The following is a 21159-nucleotide window of genomic DNA, read 5'->3' as shown; positions in this document are numbered from 1 at the left end:
GCCGCCGAGGCCAGGCCGATCAGCCAGGCTGCGCGCATGGCGAGCCGGGCTTGCGCCGCTGCCGCCTCCGGGCGGCTCCGCCGCTGGCGCACCAGCGCCGGCACGAGCGCCCCGGCGGCAGCGCCTGCGACCATCGAAACCAGCTGCACGAGAGGCTGGCCCCGGCTGTAAAGTCCAAAACCGCTCATCGCTTCGGCCGGACTGCTGCCCGCGGCGGCAAGAAGACGCGGGACCGTGAAAGCATCGACAGCCCCAAGCACCGGCGCCACGATCGCGCCGAGCGCGACGGGCAGCGCCAGCACCGCAAGACGGCGAATCTCAGTCCCCATTGCAGCCAGTCTTCCAACAAGCGGCACCCGCCCCTCCGCAGCCCCTGCCAGATCCGCTTGGTCCTTTCTACCCACAGCCCCTGCCAGATCCGCTTGGTCCCTTCTACCCGCAACACCTGCCAGATCCGCTTGGTCCCTTCTACCCGCAGCCATCCGAATCATGAGCAGCAGGCCGGCAACACCGCCGAAGAAGGAGCCCGACATCGCACCAGCCGCCAACGAGGAATCATCCCAGCCTGCGGACCAGCCCAAATTAAGCAGCAGCAGCATGGCCGCCACGCGCACGAGCTGCTCAATCAGCTGCGACCAGGCGGTCGGCCTCATATCCCCCATTCCCTGCGTATAACCGCGCAATGCAGCCATCGCAGGCACGACCCACAGCGCCGCCGCGACCGCCCGGATCGATGCCGCTGCCGATGAATCGCCGATCAGGTCCGCGAAAGCGGAAGCGCCGGTCCACAACATGGCGAACCCGGCCGCTCCGAGCACCGACAGCAGGAGGACGCCGGCCGCTCCCGCACGGCGCGCACCCTGCTTGTCCCCTTCTTCCAGCAGCGATGCGGTACGGATGGCGACGGCCACGGGCAGCCCGGCCGTGGCCAGCACCAGCATCAGCTGGTAGAACGGATAAACGGCATTATAAATGCCGAAAACCCGGTCGCCCGCAATATTTTGCAGCGGTATTTTCTGGAGCGTCCCGATCAGCTTGGACAGCAGAGCCGCTCCCGCGAGCAGAGCCGCACCGCCCAACGCGCCTTTCTCCCACTTCTGCTTCGGCATATCCTCTTTGTCTCCCCGCCCGATTTTCGTCGCCTCATTATACCTTATTCGCCCGAACGGGATGAAGAGGACGGCTGGCTGTCGAAAGTACGGGGGCTCAACTCCGTATGTTGGATAACCATTGGCGCATATAGTCGAACAGCAGGTGTTGAAGAGCGACGACCCAGACAGGGAGGAGACTTGTCCATGTCCAACCATCAGCCCGTATGGGAAGAGTGGCAGAAGGCCAGCCTTTACGGCATGCTGGCCGGACTTTACGAATACAGCGAGCCCGATTGGGGCCGTTATTATCGGCAGCTTCACTCCGAGGCGCTGTCCCGGCTGGCCGCGCTTGTGCGGCAGCACGGTCTTCCGTTCTCCGCCGCTCCGGCTCACGGAACTCCGGCTGCCGTGTCCGGACTTCCCGGACTCGACGGCCCGCAAGCCTGGCACCCGGCCGCGGCCTACCCCGGATCCGCGAACTACGACGCCGCCCCCGGCTGGCCCGGATACGCAGGCGCCAATTCCAATCCCAATCCCTATGGCTTTCCCGCCCCGCATGGGCAGAACGGAAATGCCGTTCTGCCTTACCCGGCGGCCGCCCCGCATTGGAGTTCCGAGGAAGCCGGGCTCTCCCACTCTCTCCCAGGCTTTCCGGCTCCCTCCGGCTTCCAAGGGCTCTCCGCATCGGCGGGTTATCCGGGCAGCTACGGCTACCCCTCCCCAAGCTTCTGGCCCGCTGGCGCAGCTTCACCCATGCCCGAATGGGCGGCCGGACCAGCCCCGCAGAAGTCCGCTGCGGCGGCTGCTGGAGGATCGCCGGCCTCTTCGGCCTCTGCTTATGGCAGTTCGATGAATAGCCCCTATGTGTCGAATTCGGGGAGCCCTATTCCCAGAGAACCGCAGACCGAAGGCGGCGAGCTCCATGCCGCTCCCGACCGGCCCGATTCAGCCGATCTCCCGCCCGCTTATATCCGGCTTCTCCATGCCCATACCGGCAAGGAGAAGCTTGAATTCCATCTCGGAACGACGGTTCGGCCGCTCGATTATCTGGAGGCATCCTCCTATCTTGAAGTCCGTCCGGGCCCTTGCCCGCTCTCCATTCAGGAGGAGCAATCCCGATCCCCTGTCGCCGCAGCCGAGCTCGACTTGCGCAGCGGAGCCTGGATGACGGCGGCTGTAGCCGGCGACGGGAAGCTTCTCCTGTTCGAGGATGAGCGGGAGACGTCTGCCGACCGCGCCCGGATTCGGCTGCTCCACCTGGCTGACGGCCGAGCCCCTGCAGACCTTATGATTCGGGATGGAGGCACGCTGTTCCGGCGTGTGTCTTACGGCTCGTCTTCCTCCTACATCACGCTGAGCCCGGCCGAGCTCGAGCTGGAGCTGTGCGAGGCAGGATCGCTTCGGACGCTGCTCTCCCCGCAGTCGATCACGCTCTCTCCCGCCCAGGCCGCGACCCTTCTCTTTACGGGCGACAGCGGCTTGATCGTGCTGGCGGACGGATCTTGAACGCTTCATTCGAATGCAAAAAAACAAGCTCCCGATCGGGCGGTGGCCGAAGGAAGCTTGTCCTGCTGGATGCTACTGTTCCATTTGCTTGGCCAGGAAGCCGGCTGCGGTTTCCGACATCTTGATTTCCATCTGAGCCATTTTGACGGAATCGTCCTTGCTGAGCAGAACGACCGTGCCGATGGGATCCCCGCCGGCGATGATCGGGGCCGCCACGAAGGAAGAATAAGTTTCGGGACCGTTTTTGACGACCTCGTATTCGCCGCTTGCCGTTTCCACCGCCGTTTTGCGGTTGTCCATCGCCGTTTCCAGCAGGGGACCGACCGGCTTGTCCATATATTCCTTCTTGGAAGCTCCCGCGATGGCGATGACCGTATCCCGGTCCGTGATCAGGGTGATGTGTCCGGTGCTTTCGCTGAGCGATTCCGCATATTCCTTGGCGAAGTCGCCCAGCTCGCCGATCGGGGAGTACTTCTTGAGGATGACTTCCCCGTCGCGATCGACAAATATCTCCAGCGGGTCTCCTTCGCGGATGCGAAGCGTACGGCGGATTTCCTTCGGGATAACGACACGGCCCAGATCATCGATCCGGCGCACGATTCCAGTTGCTTTCATTGTCATGTTGCCCCACTTTCCTTGAAGAGTAGTAAAGTCGACTGGACGCTGGCGTTTGCTTCTTTTATGCGGAAACAGGAGCTGATCCTTGTCAGGCATATACCTTCGAATCTGACCATAGTATTCATCCGCTCCCAAATTCTTATGCAGGCCCGGCCGGTCCGAGCCTCCGCGGGAGCTAGGCCGGGCGGGGTTCGAAATCCCGCCTGCAGCTGCCTGAGGCCGCCCGCCTGAATTCGGCTTGCCGACTTATTTTGCCCAGTCCGGCTTCCCGTACTCCCAAATTCTCCAGCCGCCCGTCCCGCCCCAGGCGAGCAGGAGCTCTATTCAGAGCGGCGGAAAAGGGAGTGCGTACGTGCAGCTGCACTTGAGTTTCCCTTATGCCTTATGGGCTCAATCGGGTAAAGGAGCCGCCTCAAGTCTGTCCCGGCTTCTCTTCGGCAGCGCCGATTTCCAAATCATACATAGTATTACCAAGTAATTCGATGGGATGGAGAACCTCTTCCTAGCCGCATCTGCATGGGTGCTCTTCCTTTCCTTAAGGCAAAAAAAACACCCGCATGCGGAAGCCGCGCGCGGGTGTAGCCATGGGTCAGAGATCCTTACTTGGAGCCGTTGTTCGCTGCCGCGTCGGAGGAATTCGTAGCCGCACCGTTCTCGGCGCCGGAGTTGGCCGCCGGGCTCGCAGCAGGGCTGGCTGCCGGGCTTGGGGACGGATCCTTGAATTCCTCCTTCTTCGTGATCAGCTTTGGAACCTCATTTTGCATGTAGTCGTTCAGCTTGGTCTGGCCGATCGTTTCCTTGATCGTCTGCTTGGAGTTTTCCAGCGTCGGCTCGTCGCGCTTCTCGACCTTGATGACGTGGTAGCCGTATTCGGTCTCCACAGGTTCGCCTACGACGCCGACCTTCTGCTCCAGGCAAGCTTTTTTGAATGCCTCTACATAGGTGGAAGGATCGGCATTGGAGTACAGGCCTCCGGTGCTGCTGGAGCCGGGATCATCGGAGTATTCCTTGGCGAGGGCATTCCAGTCCGCGCCTGCAGCTTCAAGCTTCGCCTTGGCTTCCTTAGCGCGCTTCAGAGCATCTTCCTTAGAATGCTTCTTGAAGCCGACCAGCACGTGGCGCACGTCGACCTTGATCAGGCTTTGCTTGTTGTCATTGAAGTATTTCGTCACATCTTCATCCGTAACCTTGGCTGCCATCGCTTCGGATACGCCGATAGAGAGGCGGATGTAATCCTTCACGTCGGTCGAGGTGATGCTGTTGGTCTTGAGCTCTTCGTCGAGCTTGTCCTTCGTAACGACTTCCTCAATCTTGCCATATTCGGTATCCGCGTCCTTGGTTGCTTTGTCCTTCGCTTCCTTGGAGGCGTCGTCATAGACGATGTGGTACCCGATATACTGGTCGAGCAGCATATTTTTGTATTCGGCCATTCCGAGGTATGGCTCCATTTGCGGGTTGATGACCTTGAGCACGTTCGTGAACGTGGTGAATTCCTTTTCCGTTACCGTTCCGCCCTTGTACTCGGCGATCGTCTTCCCGGAATCCTTGGAGCCGGATTCCCCATTGTCCTTCTTGCCGCATGCTGCCAGCGACACGGCCAGGACGGCCGCAAGAATCAGCAGCAGGCTGCGTCCCCAGGCAGGGCGCTTGCTCGAAATATGCATAACGTTCTCCTCTCGGTCTTTTCAGGCTTGTTCCCAGTGTACCAGATGTTTTCCATCTATGCCATGTAAGCGGTTTGCGGTCTGCCAGCCGGACAAAAGTCCATCGAAACGAGCTCTTGTCCCCTGATCAGGGGGACTTATTTGCCCCCTGCCGATTTCTCCAGCTGTGCTGCCGGCTTCACCGCTTCCTTCATTCGCTCCAGGAAGCTAAGCGTGAGCGCGAGACGCTCCTCGCTGCCGAGTCCCTTGCCCCGCAGCGCCAGCTCCGTCACCGCGTCCTTGGCGCCGCCGCGCTTGAACCGGTTCTCGAAGTCGAGGCATAGCTTGTCAATTGCCCGGATATCGATCGGCTGCGCCGCGCGTGCCGCGAATTTGAGCGTCCATTCGTCGCCCTTGCCGCTTACGGACTCGATGCCGTACAACGAGCCGTAGATTTTCAGCCTCGCCACGTCGAGCAGAGTATCTACCGCCTGCGGCAGATCGCCGAAGCGGTCGGTCAGCTCCTCGCGCAAGTCTTCGGCATCGTCCAGCGAGGACAGGGAAGCGACCTTCTTGTAGATCTCGATCTTCTGGATGCTGTCGTAAATATAATCCGAAGGCAGGTAAGCATCCAGGCTGAGGTCGATGACGGTGCTGACAGGCTTCTCCGTCTCTTCTTCCGCCCCGTACATTTCCTTCTTGCGGCGGGCGATCTCGTCGGCCAGCATCTGCGAATACAGATCGAAGCCGACCGAGGCGATGAAGCCATGCTGCTCCGCCCCGAGCAGATTGCCCGCTCCGCGAATGGCAAGATCCCTCATCGCGATCTTGAAGCCGGAGCCGAGCTCCGTGAACTCCTTGATCGACTGGAGCCTCTTCTCGGCGACCTCCGTCAGCACCTTGTCGCGTTGGTAGGTGAAGTAGGCGTAGGCGATCCGGTTGGAGCGGCCGACCCGTCCCCGCAGCTGGTACAGCTGGGACAGGCCCATTTTGTCCGCGTCATGGACGATGAGCGTGTTGACGTTCGGAATGTCGACGCCGGTCTCGATGATGCTCGTGCTCACCAGGACATCCGATTCCCCGTCGAGAAAATCGAGAATCGTCTTCTCCAGCTCCTGCTCCGACATCTGCCCGTGGCCGACCGCCACCCGCGCCTCCGGCACGAGCGAGGAGAGCAGCTCCGCCATCTGATAAATGCCTTGGACCCGGTTGTACAGGTAGTATACCTGTCCGCCGCGGGCCAGCTCGCGCTCGATCGCCTCGCGTACGAGAGCCGTATTGTACTCGACGACGTAGGTCTGCACCGGGAACCGGTTCTCCGGCGGCGTCTCGATGACGGACAGGTCGCGCACGCCGAGCATGGACATATGCAGCGTCCGCGGTATCGGAGTCGCCGTCAGCGTCAGCACGTCGACATTGGTCTTGAGCCGCTTGAGCTTCTCCTTATGCGATACGCCGAACCGCTGCTCCTCGTCGACGATGAGCAGTCCAAGGTCCTTGAACACGATATCCTGCGACAGCAGGCGATGCGTGCCGATGACGACGTCGACCGTTCCGGCCTTGAGCCCTTTCATCGTGTCCGTCTGCTCCTTGCGGGAGCGGAAGCGGCTGAGCACCTGAACGTTGAACGGAAAGTCGGCGAACCGCTCCCGGAACGTCTCGTAGTGCTGCTGGGCAAGGATCGTCGTCGGCACGAGCACGGCGACCTGCTTGCCTTCGATGGCGGCCTTGAAGGCGGCGCGGACCGCAACCTCGGTCTTGCCGTAGCCGACGTCGCCGCACAGCAGCCGGTCCATCGGCCGCTGCAGCTCCATATCCTTCTTGATCTCGCGGATGGCGCGCAGCTGGTCGGGCGTCTCGTCGTACGGGAACATCGCCTCGAACTCGTTCTGGTAGGCCGTGTCCTGCCCGAAGCCGAAGCCCTTGGCTTCCTGGCGCTGGGCGTACAGCTTGATGAGATCGTCGGCGATATCCTTGACGGAGCTGCGGACCTTGTTCTTGACCCGTGTCCATTCGTTGCCGCCGAGCTTATAGACCTTCGGCTCCTTCTCCTCGGATCCGACGTATTTCTGGATGAGGTCGATCTGGTCGATCGGCACGGAGAGCTTGTCGCCGCCGGCATACATGATATGCATGTAGTCCTTGTGGATGCCGCCGATCTCAAGCGTTCCGATGCCCATGTATTTGCCGATGCCATGATTCTGGTGGACGACATAGTCGCCGACCTTGAGCTCCGTGTAGCTCTTGATCCGCTCGGCATTGTCGATATTCTTGTCCACGCGTCGGGTTTTGCGGGATTTCTGCGAGAACAGCTCGCCTTCCGTAATGACGACCAGATGCGAGCCCGGGAGCTCGAAGCCGCTCTGCAGGCCGCCTTCCAGTATGGCAGGCGGCTCGATGTCGTAATCGCCGAGCACCCGGCGCAGGCGCTCGATCCGCTCGCTGCCGCCGGCCAGCATGAGCACGCTCGCGCCGGCTTTTTTCCAGCGCTCCATCTCGGCCTTCAGCACGTTCATCTGCCCGTGGAAGTTTTGCATGCTGCGGCACATGAAGTTCAGGATGTTCTGCGGCTGGGTATGCGGAATCTGGCGCAGGAACAACGAAAGGAAGAGGGCCGGGAACTTGCGGTTGTGCAGCACCTCGTCCGCCTCGCGGGCCAGCTGGATGCCCGGCAGCGACTTGCCGTTCGAGAGCAGGTGAGCCTGCCACTCCGCCTCGTCGCGCTCCAGCTGGCGGCCCGTCTCGATCAGCCTCGTCGGCTCGTCGAGCACGAGCAGCGTATCCTCCGGCATATAGTCGAAGAGCGTCTGGCGCTCGGGGTAGAGCAAAGCGATGTATTTATAAAGTTCGGGGAAATGGATGTGCTGGCGCAGCCGTTCCAGCTCCGATCCGATTTCCGTGCGCAGCCGCTCCTTCGCCGTACGGTCGGTCATGCGCTCCAGCTGCTTCTCGAGCAGCTCCGCTCCATGCTGCGCGGCCGCGCCGAAGCGCCGTTCGTCCGCGATCAGCTCCTGGCACGGAGGAACGGTATAGGCGTTCATCTTGTCTATGGAACGCTGCCCTTCCGGATCGAACGAGCGGATGGAGTCGATCTCGTCGTCGAACCATTCCATCCGCACGGCGACCGGAGAGGTCAGCGGGTAGAAGTCCGCTATGCCGCCGCGGACGCTCATCTCGCCCCGGTTCTCCACGCGGTCCACGCGGACATAGCCGAGGCTGTTCATGCGCTGAAGGAACTGCTCCAGCGGCAGCGTATCCCCGACCTTGACCTCGATCTGGGCTTCCGCCATGACGCCTTTGAGCGGCAAGTAGCGGCGGACGCCGGAGAAGGGAACGACAACGATCCCGCGGAATCCTCTGGACAGCCGGATGAGCACATCCATGCGCTGGGCCAGCATCTCGGGACTCGAGACGGCGGCTTCGGCGGCGACCAGTTCGTTCGCGGGATAGAGCAGGACTTCATCGTCCTTGCAGAGCTCCTGCAGGTCCTCGGCGATTTTCTGCGCCGAGAACATATTGTGGGTCAAGACCAGAATCGGCTGATCGAATTCGCGGCGCAGAGCCGCCATCAGCACCTGGCGGGAGGAGCCTGCCAAGCCTGAAATCAGCTGCTCCCTCATCCCTTTGCGGAACCCGGAGACGACCGACTGGAAGTCCCGGTCCGCGGCAAAAGCCTCAAGTAACGCTTTCAATGGCTGCGGCACCCCTTTTCATATGAAAACCGTGCGCTGCGCAGGCATAGAGCATCTGTCCCGAGGGACAGCAACAAGGCCCCATACCGCTCGGGGCCAATGAAGTCTCCGCCTTGAACACGCAAAGAAGCCTCAGCTTCAGGCCAAGGCTCTTGCTATACGCGAAGCGCGAAAATCTGCTTGTCGTCCATCTTGCTACTGCAGCGGGCTTGATACCAGCAGCAGTTCCGGATTCCGGGCGACGGCCTCGCTGCAATATTCGCAGACAATTTTTACCACCATATCGCCATCCGGGTTATACGCTATTATATCGCTGCGTTCTTCGAGGGTCAAGAAATGCAGGCCGAGCCTGTTCTCCGTAATTCCTTGCACGCTGGAGATCGAGCCGAGCGGCGTCCGGCAGTGCCTGCATTCATAATGGATTGCCATGTGGGGCCTCCTGTCCAACATATCGTTGGCTACAGTATGTCCACTTTCTGGCTTTCTAACTCCTGTCCGGCAGGGGGCAGCGATTTTCCTGCTCCATGCCGCTTTATCAGACGATACCGGGAAGGTCATCCGACCGTCGGCTTGCCGTCAGGCGTTGAACTTGCCCATCGTGTCGTCGAACGGATGGTCCAGCGCATGCTCCGCCGCATCGCATGCCTTGTCGATCATTGCCTGCACAGCATCCCGGTCTGCCTTCGGGAAGTTCGAGAGCACGTAATCGGCGATGATCATGCCGTTCGTCGGACGCGACACTCCCATGCGGATCCGGTTGAAATTCTGCGTCCCCATATGCTGGATGATGGACTTGATGCCGTTGTGCCCGCCCGGTCCTCCCTGATAGCGCAGGCGGATCTTGCCCGTCTCCGTATCCATGTCGTCATAGACGACGATGAGATCTTCCAGCTTGGCTCCAAAATAATCCATATAGGCCCGCATCGACTCGCCGGACAGGTTCATGTAGGTCATCGGCTTGATCAGGACGACCTTCTCCGCTCCGACGCGTCCTTCGCCGATCAGCGCCTTGCATTTGCTCGTATTGACCTTGATATCCCATCGCTTCGCCAGTGCGTCCACCACTTTGAAGCCGATATTGTGCCGGGTATCCTCATATTGGCTGCCTGGATTTCCCAGGCCGACGATCCATTTCATCTGCTGCCGCACCTTCCTTGTCCTGCCGCTCCTCATGGAGCGCTTCTATCCTGTCACTGTACCATAAAGACCGCTGCCGCGGCTACGAGCAGGCGGGCGCGGGCGGCAGCTTCCCTGCAGCCGTCATGGAAACGAAAAAAGCGCGCCCCCTAGGGACGCGCCATGGCTGCGGCGGGACTACTCCTCGTCCACCGCGTTGGCATCTTCGGAACGGGCAGCCGCCTTCTCGTCTTCCTTGGCCGCTTCGTCGGCTTCCTCCTCGGAAACTTCCTTCTGCGGTGCCAGGACGGCTACGACGACCTGCTCGGCATCCGACAGCGCCGTGATGTTGCCCGGCAGCTTCAAATCGCCGACAAGCAGATTCTCGCCCACTCCGAGGGACGAGATATCCGCCTCGATGGATTCGGGGATGTCGTTCGGCAGGCACTGGATCTCAAGCTCATGCAACGATACCGACAGGACGCCGCCTTCGCGGACGCCGGCGGAATCTCCTGTGAGATCGATGCGCACGGCCGTCTTGATCTCTTCATTCATATTGATCTGATGCAGATCGATATGAACCACCTTGCGGGAAAGCGCATCGCGCTGCACGTCCGTAATCATGACCGGCTGCTTGCCCGCATCCGGAATCGACAGCTCGATGATCGCGTTCGGATGGGAACGGAGCAGATGCATGATTTCCTTTTCGTCCAGGGAAATAACCGATGAAGATTCCAATTTCTTGCCATATACAACCGCAGGCACCTTTCCCTCCTTGCGGAGCTGGCGCAGGCTTCCTTTGGAAGCGTTCGTGCGGGTCTGTGCTTGCATCGTAATTGCCATAATCGATCTTCCTCCTCTATAGGTCATACACCTGTGGACATATTGTCCGACTTTCCCTAACTATACCCATCCGGGCGCTCGTTTAAACACTTCGAGGGCTTGCGGCCGATCTCCGGCCGCTTCCTGATCCGGGTGCCGCTAACTTTCCCGAGACAGCAAAACCCCCTGATCCGTTATACAGGACCAGGGGGAAGGGCAAGGGCTATTCCGTTTTGCTGCGTTCCTTCTTCGCTTTGGCTCTCGAGCGGATCTTGTCCGCATAACCGGGCTTGTTCACCTGGCGCTCGCGGGCGATGGCGAGATCTCCTCCAGGCACGTCGTGCGTGACGGTGGAGCCGGCTACGACATAGGCTCCATCTCCGATATGAACCGGAGCGATGAGATTGACGTTGCTGCCGATGAAGGCGTCGTCGCCGATGACCGTCTTCGACTTGTTGAAGCCGTCATAGTTGACCGTGATGGCGCCGCAGCCGATATTGACCCCGCGGCCTACTTCCGCATCGCCCACATAGCTCAGATGGGATACTTTGCTGTCATCTCCAAGCACAGCGTTCTTCAGCTCCACGAAGTCGCCGATCTTGCAATCCTTGCCGAGCTTGGAGCCCGGCCGCAGATTGGCGTAAGGGCCGATCGAGCTGCCGTCTCCCGCTTCGGACTGATCGATCGTGGAATAGCGGACGGTCACGCCGTCTCCGATGACGGAGTCCGCGATATCCGCCGACGGGCCGATGATGCAGTCCTCTCCGATGACTGTGGAGCCCCTCAGAACGGTGCCGGGATAGAGAATCGTATCGGCTCCGATCTTCACATCGGCTTCGATATAGGCGCTGCCCGTATCGATGACCGTGACGCCGTTCACTTGATGGCGGCGCACGATGCGCTGGCGCATGAGGCTTTCCGCTTCTCCGAGCGCAATGCGGTCGTTGATGCCGATCGCCTCGGCCAGATCGCTCGTGCAGTAGGCCTGGACCGTCTCGCCTTCCGAGACGAAAATGCCGATGACATCGGTCAGGTAGTATTCTCCCTGGGCGTTGTCGTTGGTGACGCGGGAGAGCGCGTCGAACAGCTTGCGGTTGTCGAAGCAGTACGTGCCCGTGTTGATCTCGCGGACGGCGGCTTCGGCTGGGGAGCAGTCCTTCTGCTCCACGATGCGCTCGACCGCGCCTTCGGAGCCGCGGATGACACGGCCGTAGCCGGTCGGATTAGCAAATTCGGCCGTCAGCACCGTTGCGGCCGCGCCGCTTGCCTGATGAAGCTCGATCATCGCATTCACCGTCTCGACCGTCACGAGCGGCGTATCCCCGCAGACGACGAGCGTAATGCCCTCCTCCTGCCCGAGCAGCTCCCTAGCCTGGATGACCGCATGTCCGGTGCCGAGCTGCTGCTCCTGCAGCACGAATTCGGCGCGGTCTCCCAAATAAGATTGAACGGCTGCGGCTCCGTGGCCGACGACAACGACGGTTCTGGAGCAGGACGCCTGCTCCACCGTATCTACGACATGTCCTACCATCGGCTTGCCGCATACGGGATGCAGCACCTTGTACAGCTTGGATTTCATCCGCTTGCCTTGTCCTGCCGCAAGCACGACCGCCATTACATTCACCGCTTGATTCCCTCCTGTGTTCCCCATTATGTACACTGACTATATCCCATCATAGGGCAAAAAGAAAGGGAGCCCGAGGGGCCCCCCATCCATGCATTTGTCCGAAAGGCCCCTGCTGATCGAGGCCATTGAAAATATGTCGCTGCAGACGGAAATCATTCTTCCGATCGCTGTTGTCCCCAGATTTCTCTGATTTCTGCCGCTTTAGCGGTTGAAATCCGGGGACAAAGGCGACCACATCCGTTTCTCCAGAACGATTTCGCGCCTTACGCTGCTTTTTCATTGGCGCCTACTGATTCAGGCACCTTCTTCGATTGCAACTTCTTCTTCCGTTGCTGCGCGCTCGTACTCGGCGAGTACGGCAGCTTGAATCTTCTCCCGAGTGGTGGAAGAGATCGGGTGGGCAATATCCCGGAATTCCCCATCCGGCGTACGCTTGCTTGGCATTGCGACGAACATACCATTGTTGCCGTCAATGACGCGAATATCATGAACGACAAATTCATTATCAATGGTGATGGAAGCAATGGCCTTCATACGCCCTTCGGAATTAACGCGGCGGAGTCTGACATCGGTAATCTGCACTTGTGTTCACCACCTTTGCCTATCGAAGACTTGGTGTATAATTCCACATTTCCATGCAGATTCCTTCTTAATTCTGGGAATTGAAACCCGTTTTAAGAAATAAATTTTGGAAAAAAATATAATTCGTTACGATTCGACAGGGATCGAAGCGATCAGTTCGATTTCGACAAAAACATCCTTCGGAAGACGTGCGACTTCAACGGCCGAACGGGCCGGCTTGTGCTCTCCGAAGTAGGAAGCGTAGATCTCGTTGACCGCCGCGAACTGATTCATGTCCTTCAGAAAGACGGTCGCCTTGATCACATTGCCGAGCGACGAGCCGCCTGCAGCAAGCACGGCTTGCAGGTTGCGGAATACTTGATGGGTCTGTTCCTGGATGCCGCCTTCGATCAGCGATCCGTCCTCAAGCAGCGGAATCTGGCCCGATGTGAACAGAAGGCTGCCGAACTGGACCGCGTGGGAGTAGGGGCCGATCGCGGCAGGCGCGCCGGCGGCTGTAATCGGTTGGACATTCATGGATAGGTAGCCTCCTAGGAATTGAAATAGTTGCCCGGAACGACGGTCGTCTGCTTCGTCTTCATATCCACGGCCGTAAGCTTCGCCAGAGACACGTAATCCTCGAGAAGCCGCTCCTCGGTCCCGACCTCTCCGGATTCGACGAACACGCCGACGCCGGCGACGGTCGCGTTAAATTCATGCAGCAGGTCCATCATGCCCTGCACGGTGCCTCCCGCCTTCATGAAGTCGTCGATGATCAGGACGCGGGACTGCTCCTTGAGCGCGCGGCGGGCCAGCGACATCGTCTGGATTCGCTTGTTGGAGCCGGATACGTAATTGATGCTGACGGCAGAGCCCTCCGTCACTTTGTTGTCGCGCCTGACGATGACGACGGGAAGATTGAGGCAGCTTGCGGTAGCGTAAGCGAGCGGAATCCCCTTGGTCTCTACCGTCATGACGACGTCGATGCGGCGGTCTGCGAAAGCGGTCGCAAAAATCCGGCCGACATCGGCGAGCAGTCCGGGCTGCCCGAGCATGTCCGTCATGTACAGATAGCCGCCTGGGAGCACGCGCTCCGGAAGCTCAAGCTCGCGGCATACGCCCCGGATGATCTCCATCGCCGGTTCCTGCGGCATGCGCGGGATGTAGCGCACTCCGCCCGCCGCTCCAGCCAGAGTCTGGAGCTGGCCGATGCCTTCCTCTTCGAATACTTCCTTGATGATAGCCAGATCCTCGCTGATGGAGGATTTTGCAGACTGATATCGATCAGCAAAAGCTGTAAGAGATATTAACGTATGGGGGCGGGATAATAGATATTGGGTCATCTCGACCAGTCTTGCGCTTCGCTTTAATTTTTTCATTGGGAATCCCCCTGGCTAAATCCGAATATTATAAAGACAATATATCATCTTTATACGGATTCAATCAAGGTTGATGTCCATTCTATGTGAGCATTCTTACCACATAGACTTCCTTGCAAAAGCCTCGGAGTCCATTGTAGATTCGGGCGAGCTTGGATTCCTTGGTCACGAGGCCGAATACCGTCGGGCCGCTGCCCGACATCAGCACGCCGTCCGCTCCGAGGCGCTGCATGCTTTCCTTGAGCTGCGCGACTTCCGGATACAGGGACAAGGTGACGTCTTCCAGCACATTGCCCATCTCCTCGCAGACTCCCTGGAACGATCCTGTGCGGATCGCCTCCATCATGCCGCTGAGCGAAGGATGTCTCGGCACGCTGTCGGCCCGAAAGCGCCCGTATACATCGGCGGTCGACACGTTGATAGGAGGTTTCGCCAGCACGACCCAGCAGGAAGGGGGATTGTCGATGCGCTGCAGAATTTCTCCGCGTCCCGTGGCCAGAGCCGTTCCTCCCGTGACGCAGAACGGCACGTCGGAGCCGAGCTCCGCTCCGAGCTTGCACAGCTCCTCGTCCGGAATGCCGAGCTTCCACAGGCGGTTCAGTCCGCGGAGCGCCGCGGCCGCATCGCTGCTTCCGCCTGCGAGTCCGGCGGCGACCGGAATCTTCTTGTCCAGATGGATATATACGCCTTTGCGCACATCATAGCGCTCCTTGATGAGACGCGCGGCTTGGAAGGCCAGATTCTTCTCGTCCAAAGGTATGTAGCCCGCCTGGCTGGAAATGATGATCGTGTCTCTCTGAAGCTCTTCCATCTCCAGGCGATCCGACAGATCTACCATGGTCATGATCATTTCAACCTCGTGATAGCCGTCCGCGCGCTTGCGCAGCACGTCCAGCAGCAGGTTGATTTTGGCCGGGGCCTTCTCGTAGATTTTCATATGTCGTCACCCGTTCGTTAGATAAACTGGATTTATTATACCATCCGAACGGATAAAAGCGAAAGCGGCCCCATGCGCGGGAAACCGCGCCGGAAGCCGCTTGTCATGCTCTAGCTCTGGTTCTGGCGGGATGCGGCCTGCTCGGCCATCTGAATGGCGCGCTTGACCATATTGCCCGCATCCTTCGCCTTGATGCCGCCCCATCCTTCTTCCTGGACCGTGTCATAAAAGCCAAGATCCTTGGCGAGCTCCACCTTCAGCTGTTCGGACATTATGCTGCGTCTTCTGCGGCTCATGCGTAGCCTCCTTGCCCTCCGGCTGTATTGGGCCGTCAACGGCGACAGCCCTTCCTGTAGTATGAGAGCGGACTCCCGCTTCTATGCGGTCCCCGAAAGCAAGCATAAAAAAAGCACGACAGCCGGCAGCGGTCGCGCGAAGTTCCCCGGTTAAGCATCTATTGGACGATCAGTGAACGGGATTGATCCGTACTTGGCCTTCGTCGTTGCAGACGGTGACCTCGACGGAATCCGTCAGAATGTCCGCGTAACTATAGGACACACGCTTGAAAGCATGCTGATCCTGATCCAGCTTGACAATGAAAACAGATGGGTAGGTTTCTTCCAAAACACCGGAACGTTCAACCGTCTTGCGCCGGCCTCCGTTAGCCCGCAGCATGATTTTGGCTCCAACATGTGCTTCCATGCTGCGCTTGATCTCAGACAAAGCATTTCTAGCCATTGGCAACTACCACCTCTTTCCTTGTCCATTATAGCCCAAGGGAGGAGGCGTTGTCAAATAAACGAAAATTATATCATCGCTCCAACTTTAGTGTCAATGAAAATTTTTCGACTTCGCTTTCAAGATGAATAAGGATTTACAGCTTACGCATAATAAGGGTTTGGCTTCACATTTGTAACCGTCTGCGGCTTCGGAAGACCGACCCTGTAACGTCCCATCGTCTCGATTCCGCCCACCCCGTCGATGCCCGAAATCGTGCCGTGTATGACATCCGGCAGGTTGATCGGCTCCCGGATCGACGTGTAGCTTGCCTTGATGGCGATATAGACCGGATCGAGCGCATGAATAAGGATGCGTCCCGGCGAGCTGGCGAAGTTGGCTCCGGACTGCAGCAGCGCCTCATAATGGGACTGGCATGCCCCTGCGACCACGATCAGATTGTCGCGGTTCTTGTCATACTCCCGGGCCACATGGACCGCGTTGACGAAGTTCTGGGAGTTCTTATAACTGCCTATGCTGTAGAGATCGCCTGTAGGGCGGTTCTTGAGCAGGCCGTCATGGCCGGTAATGACGACGACATCCGGCTTCACCTGCGGCAGCAGATGGTACAGCAGATCCGCCATCTGCGGTTCGCCGACGTGAAGGCCTTGAGCCGGCACCTTCATCTGATTGTACAGCTGCATGCTTTTGCGCATATAATTGGCGTCGCCGTCCAGATGCAGAACTTTGCCGGGCAGGTCGAAATATGCCTGTGCGGAAGCATTGGAGTCTCCGGGACGGAAGTCCATCTCGTGATGGACGGACTGATCGATCAGCTCTTGGCTCATTCGCTGGTTGGACGCCTTCACCTTGCTTCGGACCGACTTCGTGACGCCCAGCTCCTCCGGATCGGCCACCTTCGTCAGGTCGCCGAGCGGCGCGTCGGCGAGCAGACGGTAATCCGCTCCCTTCAAAATGGCGGTATCCCCGCGTATAGTTTCGATGCGGAACAATACATCCCCGCCGTAGGAGCGCCGAACGACAAAATCCCCTTGATTCATTAGGCCCATCACCTCTGCCTTATGGTATGGGCATAGGCCGCCGGAGGTGACAACGGGTTTTCGGCGCTGCGTGACTGGCGCGGCTCCCAAGGCAAAAAGCCCTTCATGAAAGGATCTCACCGGATCCTCATGAAGAGCTTCGCTCAGCCGCAGCAGCGCTGCCGGGTCTGTCAGCCCTTAAAGCCATGCGCTTCAAGCGCTGCCGTCAGAGAGGCATATTCCTGCAGCGACAGCGTTTCGCCGCGCCGCACGGGATCGATCCCCGTCGATTCGAGGATGCGGGTAAGCTCCTCCCGCTTGTCCTTGCCTATCCAGGAGGACAGATTGTTGTGGATCGTCTTGCGGCGCTGCGCGAAGCAGGCTTGAACCGTACGGAAGAAGAAATCCTCGTCCGCAACGTCCACGGCAGGCTTGTCGCGCATCGCCAGCTTGATGACGGCCGAGTCGACGTTCGGCTGCGGAATGAACACCGTATGAGGCACGATGCAGACAAGCTCCGGCACCGCGTAATACTGGACCGCCACGCTGAGGCTGCCATAGGCCTTCGTTCCGGGCTTGGCCGCCATCCGCTCCGCGACTTCCTTCTGGATCATAACCACGATGTTCTCCAGCGGCAGCCGCTCCTCCAGAAGCTTCATCAGGATCGGTGTCGTCACGTAATAGGGCAGATTGGCCACGACGCTGACGGCGCTCACCTCGCCGAACTGCTCCTTGAACAGCTCCTGCAGGTCGATCTCCAGCACGTCGCCGTGAACGATGCGCACATTCTCGTCGGCTTCCAGCACCTCCTGAAGAATCGGGATCAGCCGCCGGTCGATCTCGACCGCTGCCACCTTGCCTGCTTCCCTGGCCAGCTGCTGGGTCAGCGCGCCGATGCCGGGACCGATCTCCAGCGCCCCTTTGGTAGGATCCAGTCCGGCCGCGGCTACGATCTTGTTCAGAATATTGGGGTCGATCAGGAAGTTCTGCCCCAGGCTCTTCTTGAAGGAGAAACCATGCCTCTCGATGATTTCCTTCGTTCTTCTAGGTGTCGCTACGTCCACGGGCGATCTCCTCCTCCATCTGCCGCAAGGCTTGTCCGAATTCTTCCTTGGTGATCTGAAAGCTGGCGCAGCGCTTCAGGAACTGCTTGCCGTTGCAGTAGCCGATGCCCAGCCGGTTGCCCATGAGCAATCGCCGCCGGGCCGCATCGCCATGCACCAGCAGACCCGCCTCCAGCAGATCGGCATTGGTGATTTCCGCCTTCTCCGGATCTCCTTCCGTCCGAACGGACGCCAAAGCTCTCCTGACCGCTTCCGGCGAGGCATTCTCCACGCCGATATCGCCTTTGTACAAGGCGTCCTCCTGCGGCAAAAAGGCATGCTTGCAGCCGGGCACCCGCTGCGAGACGATTTTGCGTATTCTCTCTCCGGCATGGTCGGGGTCGGTGAAGATGATGACCCCCCGCCGCTGCATGGCGAGCTCGATGCGGCGCAGCACTTCCTCGCCGATCGCCGAGCCGTTCGTTTCGATCGTGTCGGCTTCCACGGCGCGCCGAATCGCTGCCGTGTCGTCCTTGCCCTCCACGACGATAATTTCTTTGATCAAGGCCTTGTCTCCTTTAATTCAATACGCGTGTAAGGGGGTATAAAAAGAAAAAGAGGCTCGAGCCTCTGAATGCCGGCCAGGCCCGAATCCGGACTGCGGCCCAAAAGGACGGCAGTGGTCCTAGCATAAGCCAAAAAAGCCCTCTCTACTCTCCTCATACCCGATAAACGTCCAAAACGGGACCGCCTCGAAAAGGCGGACCCGTATCGCTTGAATCAGCTCAGCTTCGGCTTGGTTGGTCCCAGCACGTATACGGTGTATCCGCGCTTCTTGCCGAACTGCTTCACGTAAGATTCACTCTCGTAGAACACGTCGATCTTCTTGCCGTTGATCGCGCTCCCCGTATCTTCTGCACGACGGAAGCCGATTCCTTCTATATATACCCACCATCCCATCGGGATGACATCCGGGTCGACTGCAATGGTGCGGCCTTCCGATACTTTTGCTCCGGAAGCGGTGATGCCGTAGCCGGCGTCGCCTTTGGATTTGCCCGTAGAGGCAAAACCGGCGGTATAAGCCGTCAGGGTGACGTTGTTCAGCACTTTCTTGGCTTTGAGCGAGAGGCCTGATTTGGTGACGGATTGCGATGCCGAAGACGCTGCGCTGAGAGCGACAGCTTTAGGCTTCGGCTTTTCCTTGGTGCCGACCGCAACGATCTTGTTGACGGCGGGCTGTTCCATCGATTTGGCGAGCAGCGTCATGGATACCATCTTGCCATCCTGGTATACCTTTTCGAAGGTTTTGACCAATTGGCCGTTCTGGCCGGCCTTCACCATTTTCAGCTGCCCCTTTTCCAAGGTAGCATCCTCTTTGCGGATGACGGTGAAAGGAATGTCGTGCTTTGTCGTGGTCGTATGCTTGTCGATTCGCAGCACCCGAATCGTCATGTTCGGTTTCAGCTGCGAGGAGGTGTCAGGGAGAATTTTGTCTTGCTCGCGAATCGGAATATTGGACTCTCCGATCGCGGCCTTCACGGTTTTTTCGGTCGTGTACACCGTCGTAGTCTTTCCGTCAGCCATAATCGTCACCGGCACAGCCTGATCAACAATGATCCGGTCTCCATCCTTGAGCGCCGCGCTCAGCGGAACGGAAATCTGGTCGTGCGGTCCGACAGTTATAGCTTGTTCATCCAGTAGGTGCTGCAGGACATCCTGCTTCGTGCTCAGGATCGTTTCCTGTCCGTTCAACACTACGGAGACGTTCTTCTCAGACGTTCCGTGCAACAACACCAAAAACATGAAAGTCATCGCGATTGAGATAATTAAGCTCAGTAGGATCAAACGCAGGTTTTCATGCTTCCATCGCCATTGGAAAGACTTGCTGGATGATCGTTGTACATGGGTGTCCTTTAAGGGAATTGCGCCCACTTCTTCGGTCCTCCTTACATAGCCCCGCCGCCTCGTGTTACGCATGACTATTTAAGACGCGACTATTAGGTTTTGTACGTGCCGAGCAGCACGCCTATCAACCTCTTGCTTCACCTCCACGGTTAACCCTATGTCGACGGTTTACGCAATATTCAAACAAAAAGAAGCCGTCGACAGAGGATCTGTATCGTGGCTTCCCGGGTTGGTCACGCTGAACACATGGAAAGTGGAGCACGAGGTTGATCTCTCTTATATGCGCTTACGAGGTTAGCTGACGGGTTCGGACAAGAGAGCTGCCCTATTCGCCTACTCGGCCTGCTCAAGGCCTTTTGGCAAAATTCACCCCTGGAAAAGGTCAGTTCGTCCATCCAGTCCGCTCCGGAATATCCTGTCATCCGGGACTGCAAGGAATCGCTGCTTGGTTCCCCCGCTCTCCCTTGTGGGGAGATTAAGCGAATGATTAAAAACTGCATCACTCAAAGCTCTGAGTTGAATCATACAGTTTCGGTCAACCGATTGTAAAGAAGAGATAAAAGACTCTTTCAGCCAAATTAGAGGAAAATCCGGCCGTTTTGGGCGGTTTGACGGAGCAGAAATATAATTTTTCTCAACCAGGCACCTTTTTACAAGCTTTTTCGCCCGATTTTAAGAAAGCTGGAAACATTTTCTTGCATTTGCAGATGTGATGGAAACGATCTCATTCACATTTTTGCCTTTTATTTCCGCCGCTGTCTCGGCAACCAAGGCCACGAATGCGGACTCGTTCCGCTTCCCTCGATGTGGATGAGGAGCCAGATAAGGGGAATCCGTTTCGATGAGCAGACGGTCCAGAGGAACCTGCGCAAGAACCTCTTTCGGCACCCTGGCATTCTTGAATGTCACCGGCCCGCCGAACGAAATATAGAAGTTCATGTCCAGACACTGCTTGGCCGTTTCCCAGCTGCCGGAGAAGCAGTGCATGATGCCTCCGACCTCAGCCGCCTTCTCTTCCCGAAGGATGCGGACGACATCCTCATGGGCATCGCGGTTATGAATGACGATCGGCTTGCCGGTACGCTTCGCGATGCGGATCTGCTCTCGGAATACCTGCTGCTGGACATCCTTGGGAGCGGTATCCCAATAATAGTCCAGTCCGATTTCCCCGATGGCGACGACTTTCGGATGCGCCATCAGCGCCTCCACCCGCTCGAGGTCCCCTTCTCCCACATCGGCGCTGTCCGTCGGATGCCACCCGACAATGGCGTAGATGAACGGATATTTTTCGGCAAGTTCCAGCGTCGTCGGTATCGTCTCGCGGTTGAATCCGACATTGAACATCAGCTCAACCCCCGCGTCGCGGGCGCGCTGGATCGCTTCCTCGCGGTCATTGTCGAATTTGGGGGAGTCCAGATGCGTATGCGTGTCAATCAATCCTGCCATGTTTCGACTCCTTTCG

At 58.6% G+C, this 21159-nt stretch carries 20 protein-coding genes and 1 riboswitch; of the genes, 1 reads left to right on the top strand and 19 read right to left on the bottom strand.

The window, feature by feature from the left end:
- Positions 1–1109: oligosaccharide flippase family protein (locus VE23_RS25990; protein WP_198156186.1), on the bottom strand; the 1109-nt coding region annotated here is incomplete at its 3' end.
- 186 nt (positions 1110–1295) lie between these two features.
- On the opposite strand from VE23_RS25990, the gene VE23_RS26590 reads away from it, so the two are divergent.
- Positions 1296–2597: a DUF4397 domain-containing protein gene (locus tag VE23_RS26590; protein ID WP_049868629.1), complete on the top strand. Its 1302-nt coding sequence runs from the start codon at positions 1296–1298 to the stop codon at positions 2595–2597.
- A 72-nt stretch (positions 2598–2669) separates the two neighbouring features.
- Here the strand turns inward: VE23_RS26590 and spoVT are convergent, their stop codons facing one another.
- The 18 genes from spoVT to VE23_RS16845 form a co-directional block, all read right to left on the bottom strand.
- Complete coding sequence (gene spoVT / locus VE23_RS16930; RefSeq protein ID WP_048746948.1) at positions 2670–3212, bottom strand: stage V sporulation protein T; 543 nt, start codon at positions 3210–3212, stop codon at positions 2670–2672.
- A 602-nt stretch (positions 3213–3814) separates the two neighbouring features.
- A complete protein-coding gene (locus VE23_RS16925) occupies positions 3815–4879 on the bottom strand; it encodes a peptidylprolyl isomerase (protein WP_049868628.1) in 1065 nt (354 codons plus the stop codon).
- Between the two features lie 137 nt (positions 4880–5016).
- Positions 5017–8550 (bottom strand): transcription-repair coupling factor, encoded by a 3534-nt coding sequence (gene mfd, locus VE23_RS16920; protein ID WP_049868627.1) that lies wholly within the window; start codon positions 8548–8550, stop codon positions 5017–5019.
- 195 nt (positions 8551–8745) lie between these two features.
- Positions 8746–8979 carry an anti-sigma-F factor Fin family protein gene (locus VE23_RS16915; protein WP_048749648.1) on the bottom strand — a complete coding sequence of 78 codons (234 nt, stop codon included), beginning with the start codon at positions 8977–8979 and terminating at the stop codon, positions 8746–8748.
- 147 nt (positions 8980–9126) lie between these two features.
- A complete protein-coding gene (pth, locus tag VE23_RS16910; RefSeq protein ID WP_048749650.1) occupies positions 9127–9687 on the bottom strand; it encodes an aminoacyl-tRNA hydrolase in 561 nt (186 codons plus the stop codon).
- A 177-nt stretch (positions 9688–9864) separates the two neighbouring features.
- Positions 9865–10509: a 50S ribosomal protein L25/general stress protein Ctc gene (locus tag VE23_RS16905; RefSeq protein WP_048749652.1), complete on the bottom strand. Its 645-nt coding sequence runs from the start codon at positions 10507–10509 to the stop codon at positions 9865–9867.
- 202 nt (positions 10510–10711) lie between these two features.
- Entirely contained in the window at positions 10712–12112 is a 1401-nt protein-coding gene (glmU, locus tag VE23_RS16900; protein WP_049868626.1) for a bifunctional UDP-N-acetylglucosamine diphosphorylase/glucosamine-1-phosphate N-acetyltransferase GlmU, read from the bottom strand.
- Between the two features lie 297 nt (positions 12113–12409).
- Positions 12410–12697 (bottom strand): septation regulator SpoVG, encoded by a 288-nt coding sequence (gene spoVG, locus VE23_RS16895; RefSeq protein WP_020620824.1) that lies wholly within the window; start codon positions 12695–12697, stop codon positions 12410–12412.
- A 126-nt stretch (positions 12698–12823) separates the two neighbouring features.
- A complete protein-coding gene (locus VE23_RS16890; protein ID WP_048749659.1) occupies positions 12824–13213 on the bottom strand; it encodes a Rid family detoxifying hydrolase in 390 nt (129 codons plus the stop codon).
- A 14-nt stretch (positions 13214–13227) separates the two neighbouring features.
- Positions 13228–14055, bottom strand: coding sequence for a pur operon repressor (purR, locus tag VE23_RS16885; protein WP_048749661.1), 828 nt, complete (start codon positions 14053–14055; stop codon positions 13228–13230).
- 82 nt (positions 14056–14137) lie between these two features.
- Positions 14138–14992, bottom strand: a complete 855-nt coding sequence (gene ispE, locus VE23_RS16880; protein ID WP_021878498.1) for a 4-(cytidine 5'-diphospho)-2-C-methyl-D-erythritol kinase — start codon at positions 14990–14992, stop codon at positions 14138–14140.
- Positions 14993–15102: 110 nt separating this feature from the next.
- A complete protein-coding gene (locus tag VE23_RS16875; RefSeq protein WP_048749664.1) occupies positions 15103–15288 on the bottom strand; it encodes a small, acid-soluble spore protein, alpha/beta type in 186 nt (61 codons plus the stop codon).
- 169 nt (positions 15289–15457) lie between these two features.
- The gene (gene veg, locus VE23_RS16870) at positions 15458–15730 is read right to left on the bottom strand and encodes a biofilm formation stimulator Veg (protein ID WP_048749666.1); all 273 of its coding nucleotides are present in this window, start codon (positions 15728–15730) and stop codon (positions 15458–15460) included.
- A 143-nt stretch (positions 15731–15873) separates the two neighbouring features.
- Positions 15874–16770, bottom strand: coding sequence for a sporulation peptidase YabG (gene yabG / locus VE23_RS16865; protein WP_048749669.1), 897 nt, complete (start codon positions 16768–16770; stop codon positions 15874–15876).
- 170 nt (positions 16771–16940) lie between these two features.
- Positions 16941–17813, bottom strand: a complete 873-nt coding sequence (gene rsmA, locus VE23_RS16860; protein WP_049868625.1) for a 16S rRNA (adenine(1518)-N(6)/adenine(1519)-N(6))-dimethyltransferase RsmA — start codon at positions 17811–17813, stop codon at positions 16941–16943.
- Positions 17794–18357, bottom strand: a complete 564-nt coding sequence (gene rnmV, locus VE23_RS16855) for a ribonuclease M5 (RefSeq protein ID WP_048749672.1) — start codon at positions 18355–18357, stop codon at positions 17794–17796. Before rnmV ends, rsmA begins: the two co-directional genes overlap by 20 nt.
- Before the next feature lie 215 nt (positions 18358–18572).
- Positions 18573–19547: a G5 domain-containing protein gene (locus VE23_RS16850; RefSeq protein WP_332310175.1), complete on the bottom strand. Its 975-nt coding sequence runs from the start codon at positions 19545–19547 to the stop codon at positions 18573–18575.
- A 418-nt stretch (positions 19548–19965) separates the two neighbouring features.
- Positions 19966–20189, bottom strand: a riboswitch (cyclic di-AMP (ydaO/yuaA leader).
- 180 nt (positions 20190–20369) lie between these two features.
- Complete coding sequence (locus VE23_RS16845; protein ID WP_048746964.1) at positions 20370–21143, bottom strand: TatD family hydrolase; 774 nt, start codon at positions 21141–21143, stop codon at positions 20370–20372.
- Between the last annotated feature and the right edge of the window lie 16 nt (positions 21144–21159).

The sequence above is a fragment of the Paenibacillus sp. D9 genome (assembly GCF_001188365.1).
GTDB lineage: Bacteria > Bacillota > Bacilli > Paenibacillales > Paenibacillaceae > Paenibacillus_O > Paenibacillus_O humicus.
This window is presented reverse-complemented; position numbering and strand designations above follow the sequence as displayed.

Coding starts and splice junctions, on each gene's coding strand:
- VE23_RS26590 (WP_049868629.1), top strand. CDS start 1,296: ATGTCCAACCATCAGCCCGTATGGGAAGAGTGGCAGAAGGCCAGCCTT.
- spoVT (WP_048746948.1), bottom strand. CDS start 3,212: ATGAAAGCAACTGGAATCGTGCGCCGGATCGATGATCTGGGCCGTGTC.
- VE23_RS16925 (WP_049868628.1), bottom strand. CDS start 4,879: ATGCATATTTCGAGCAAGCGCCCTGCCTGGGGACGCAGCCTGCTGCTG.
- VE23_RS16915 (WP_048749648.1), bottom strand. CDS start 8,979: ATGGCAATCCATTATGAATGCAGGCACTGCCGGACGCCGCTCGGCTCG.
- pth (WP_048749650.1), bottom strand. CDS start 9,687: ATGAAATGGATCGTCGGCCTGGGAAATCCAGGCAGCCAATATGAGGAT.
- VE23_RS16905 (WP_048749652.1), bottom strand. CDS start 10,509: ATGGCAATTACGATGCAAGCACAGACCCGCACGAACGCTTCCAAAGGA.
- VE23_RS16890 (WP_048749659.1), bottom strand. CDS start 13,213: ATGAATGTCCAACCGATTACAGCCGCCGGCGCGCCTGCCGCGATCGGC.
- purR (WP_048749661.1), bottom strand. CDS start 14,055: ATGAAAAAATTAAAGCGAAGCGCAAGACTGGTCGAGATGACCCAATAT.
- ispE (WP_021878498.1), bottom strand. CDS start 14,992: ATGAAAATCTACGAGAAGGCCCCGGCCAAAATCAACCTGCTGCTGGAC.
- VE23_RS16875 (WP_048749664.1), bottom strand. CDS start 15,288: ATGAGCCGCAGAAGACGCAGCATAATGTCCGAACAGCTGAAGGTGGAG.
- veg (WP_048749666.1), bottom strand. CDS start 15,730: ATGGCTAGAAATGCTTTGTCTGAGATCAAGCGCAGCATGGAAGCACAT.
- yabG (WP_048749669.1), bottom strand. CDS start 16,770: ATGAATCAAGGGGATTTTGTCGTTCGGCGCTCCTACGGCGGGGATGTA.
- VE23_RS16845 (WP_048746964.1), bottom strand. CDS start 21,143: ATGGCAGGATTGATTGACACGCATACGCATCTGGACTCCCCCAAATTC.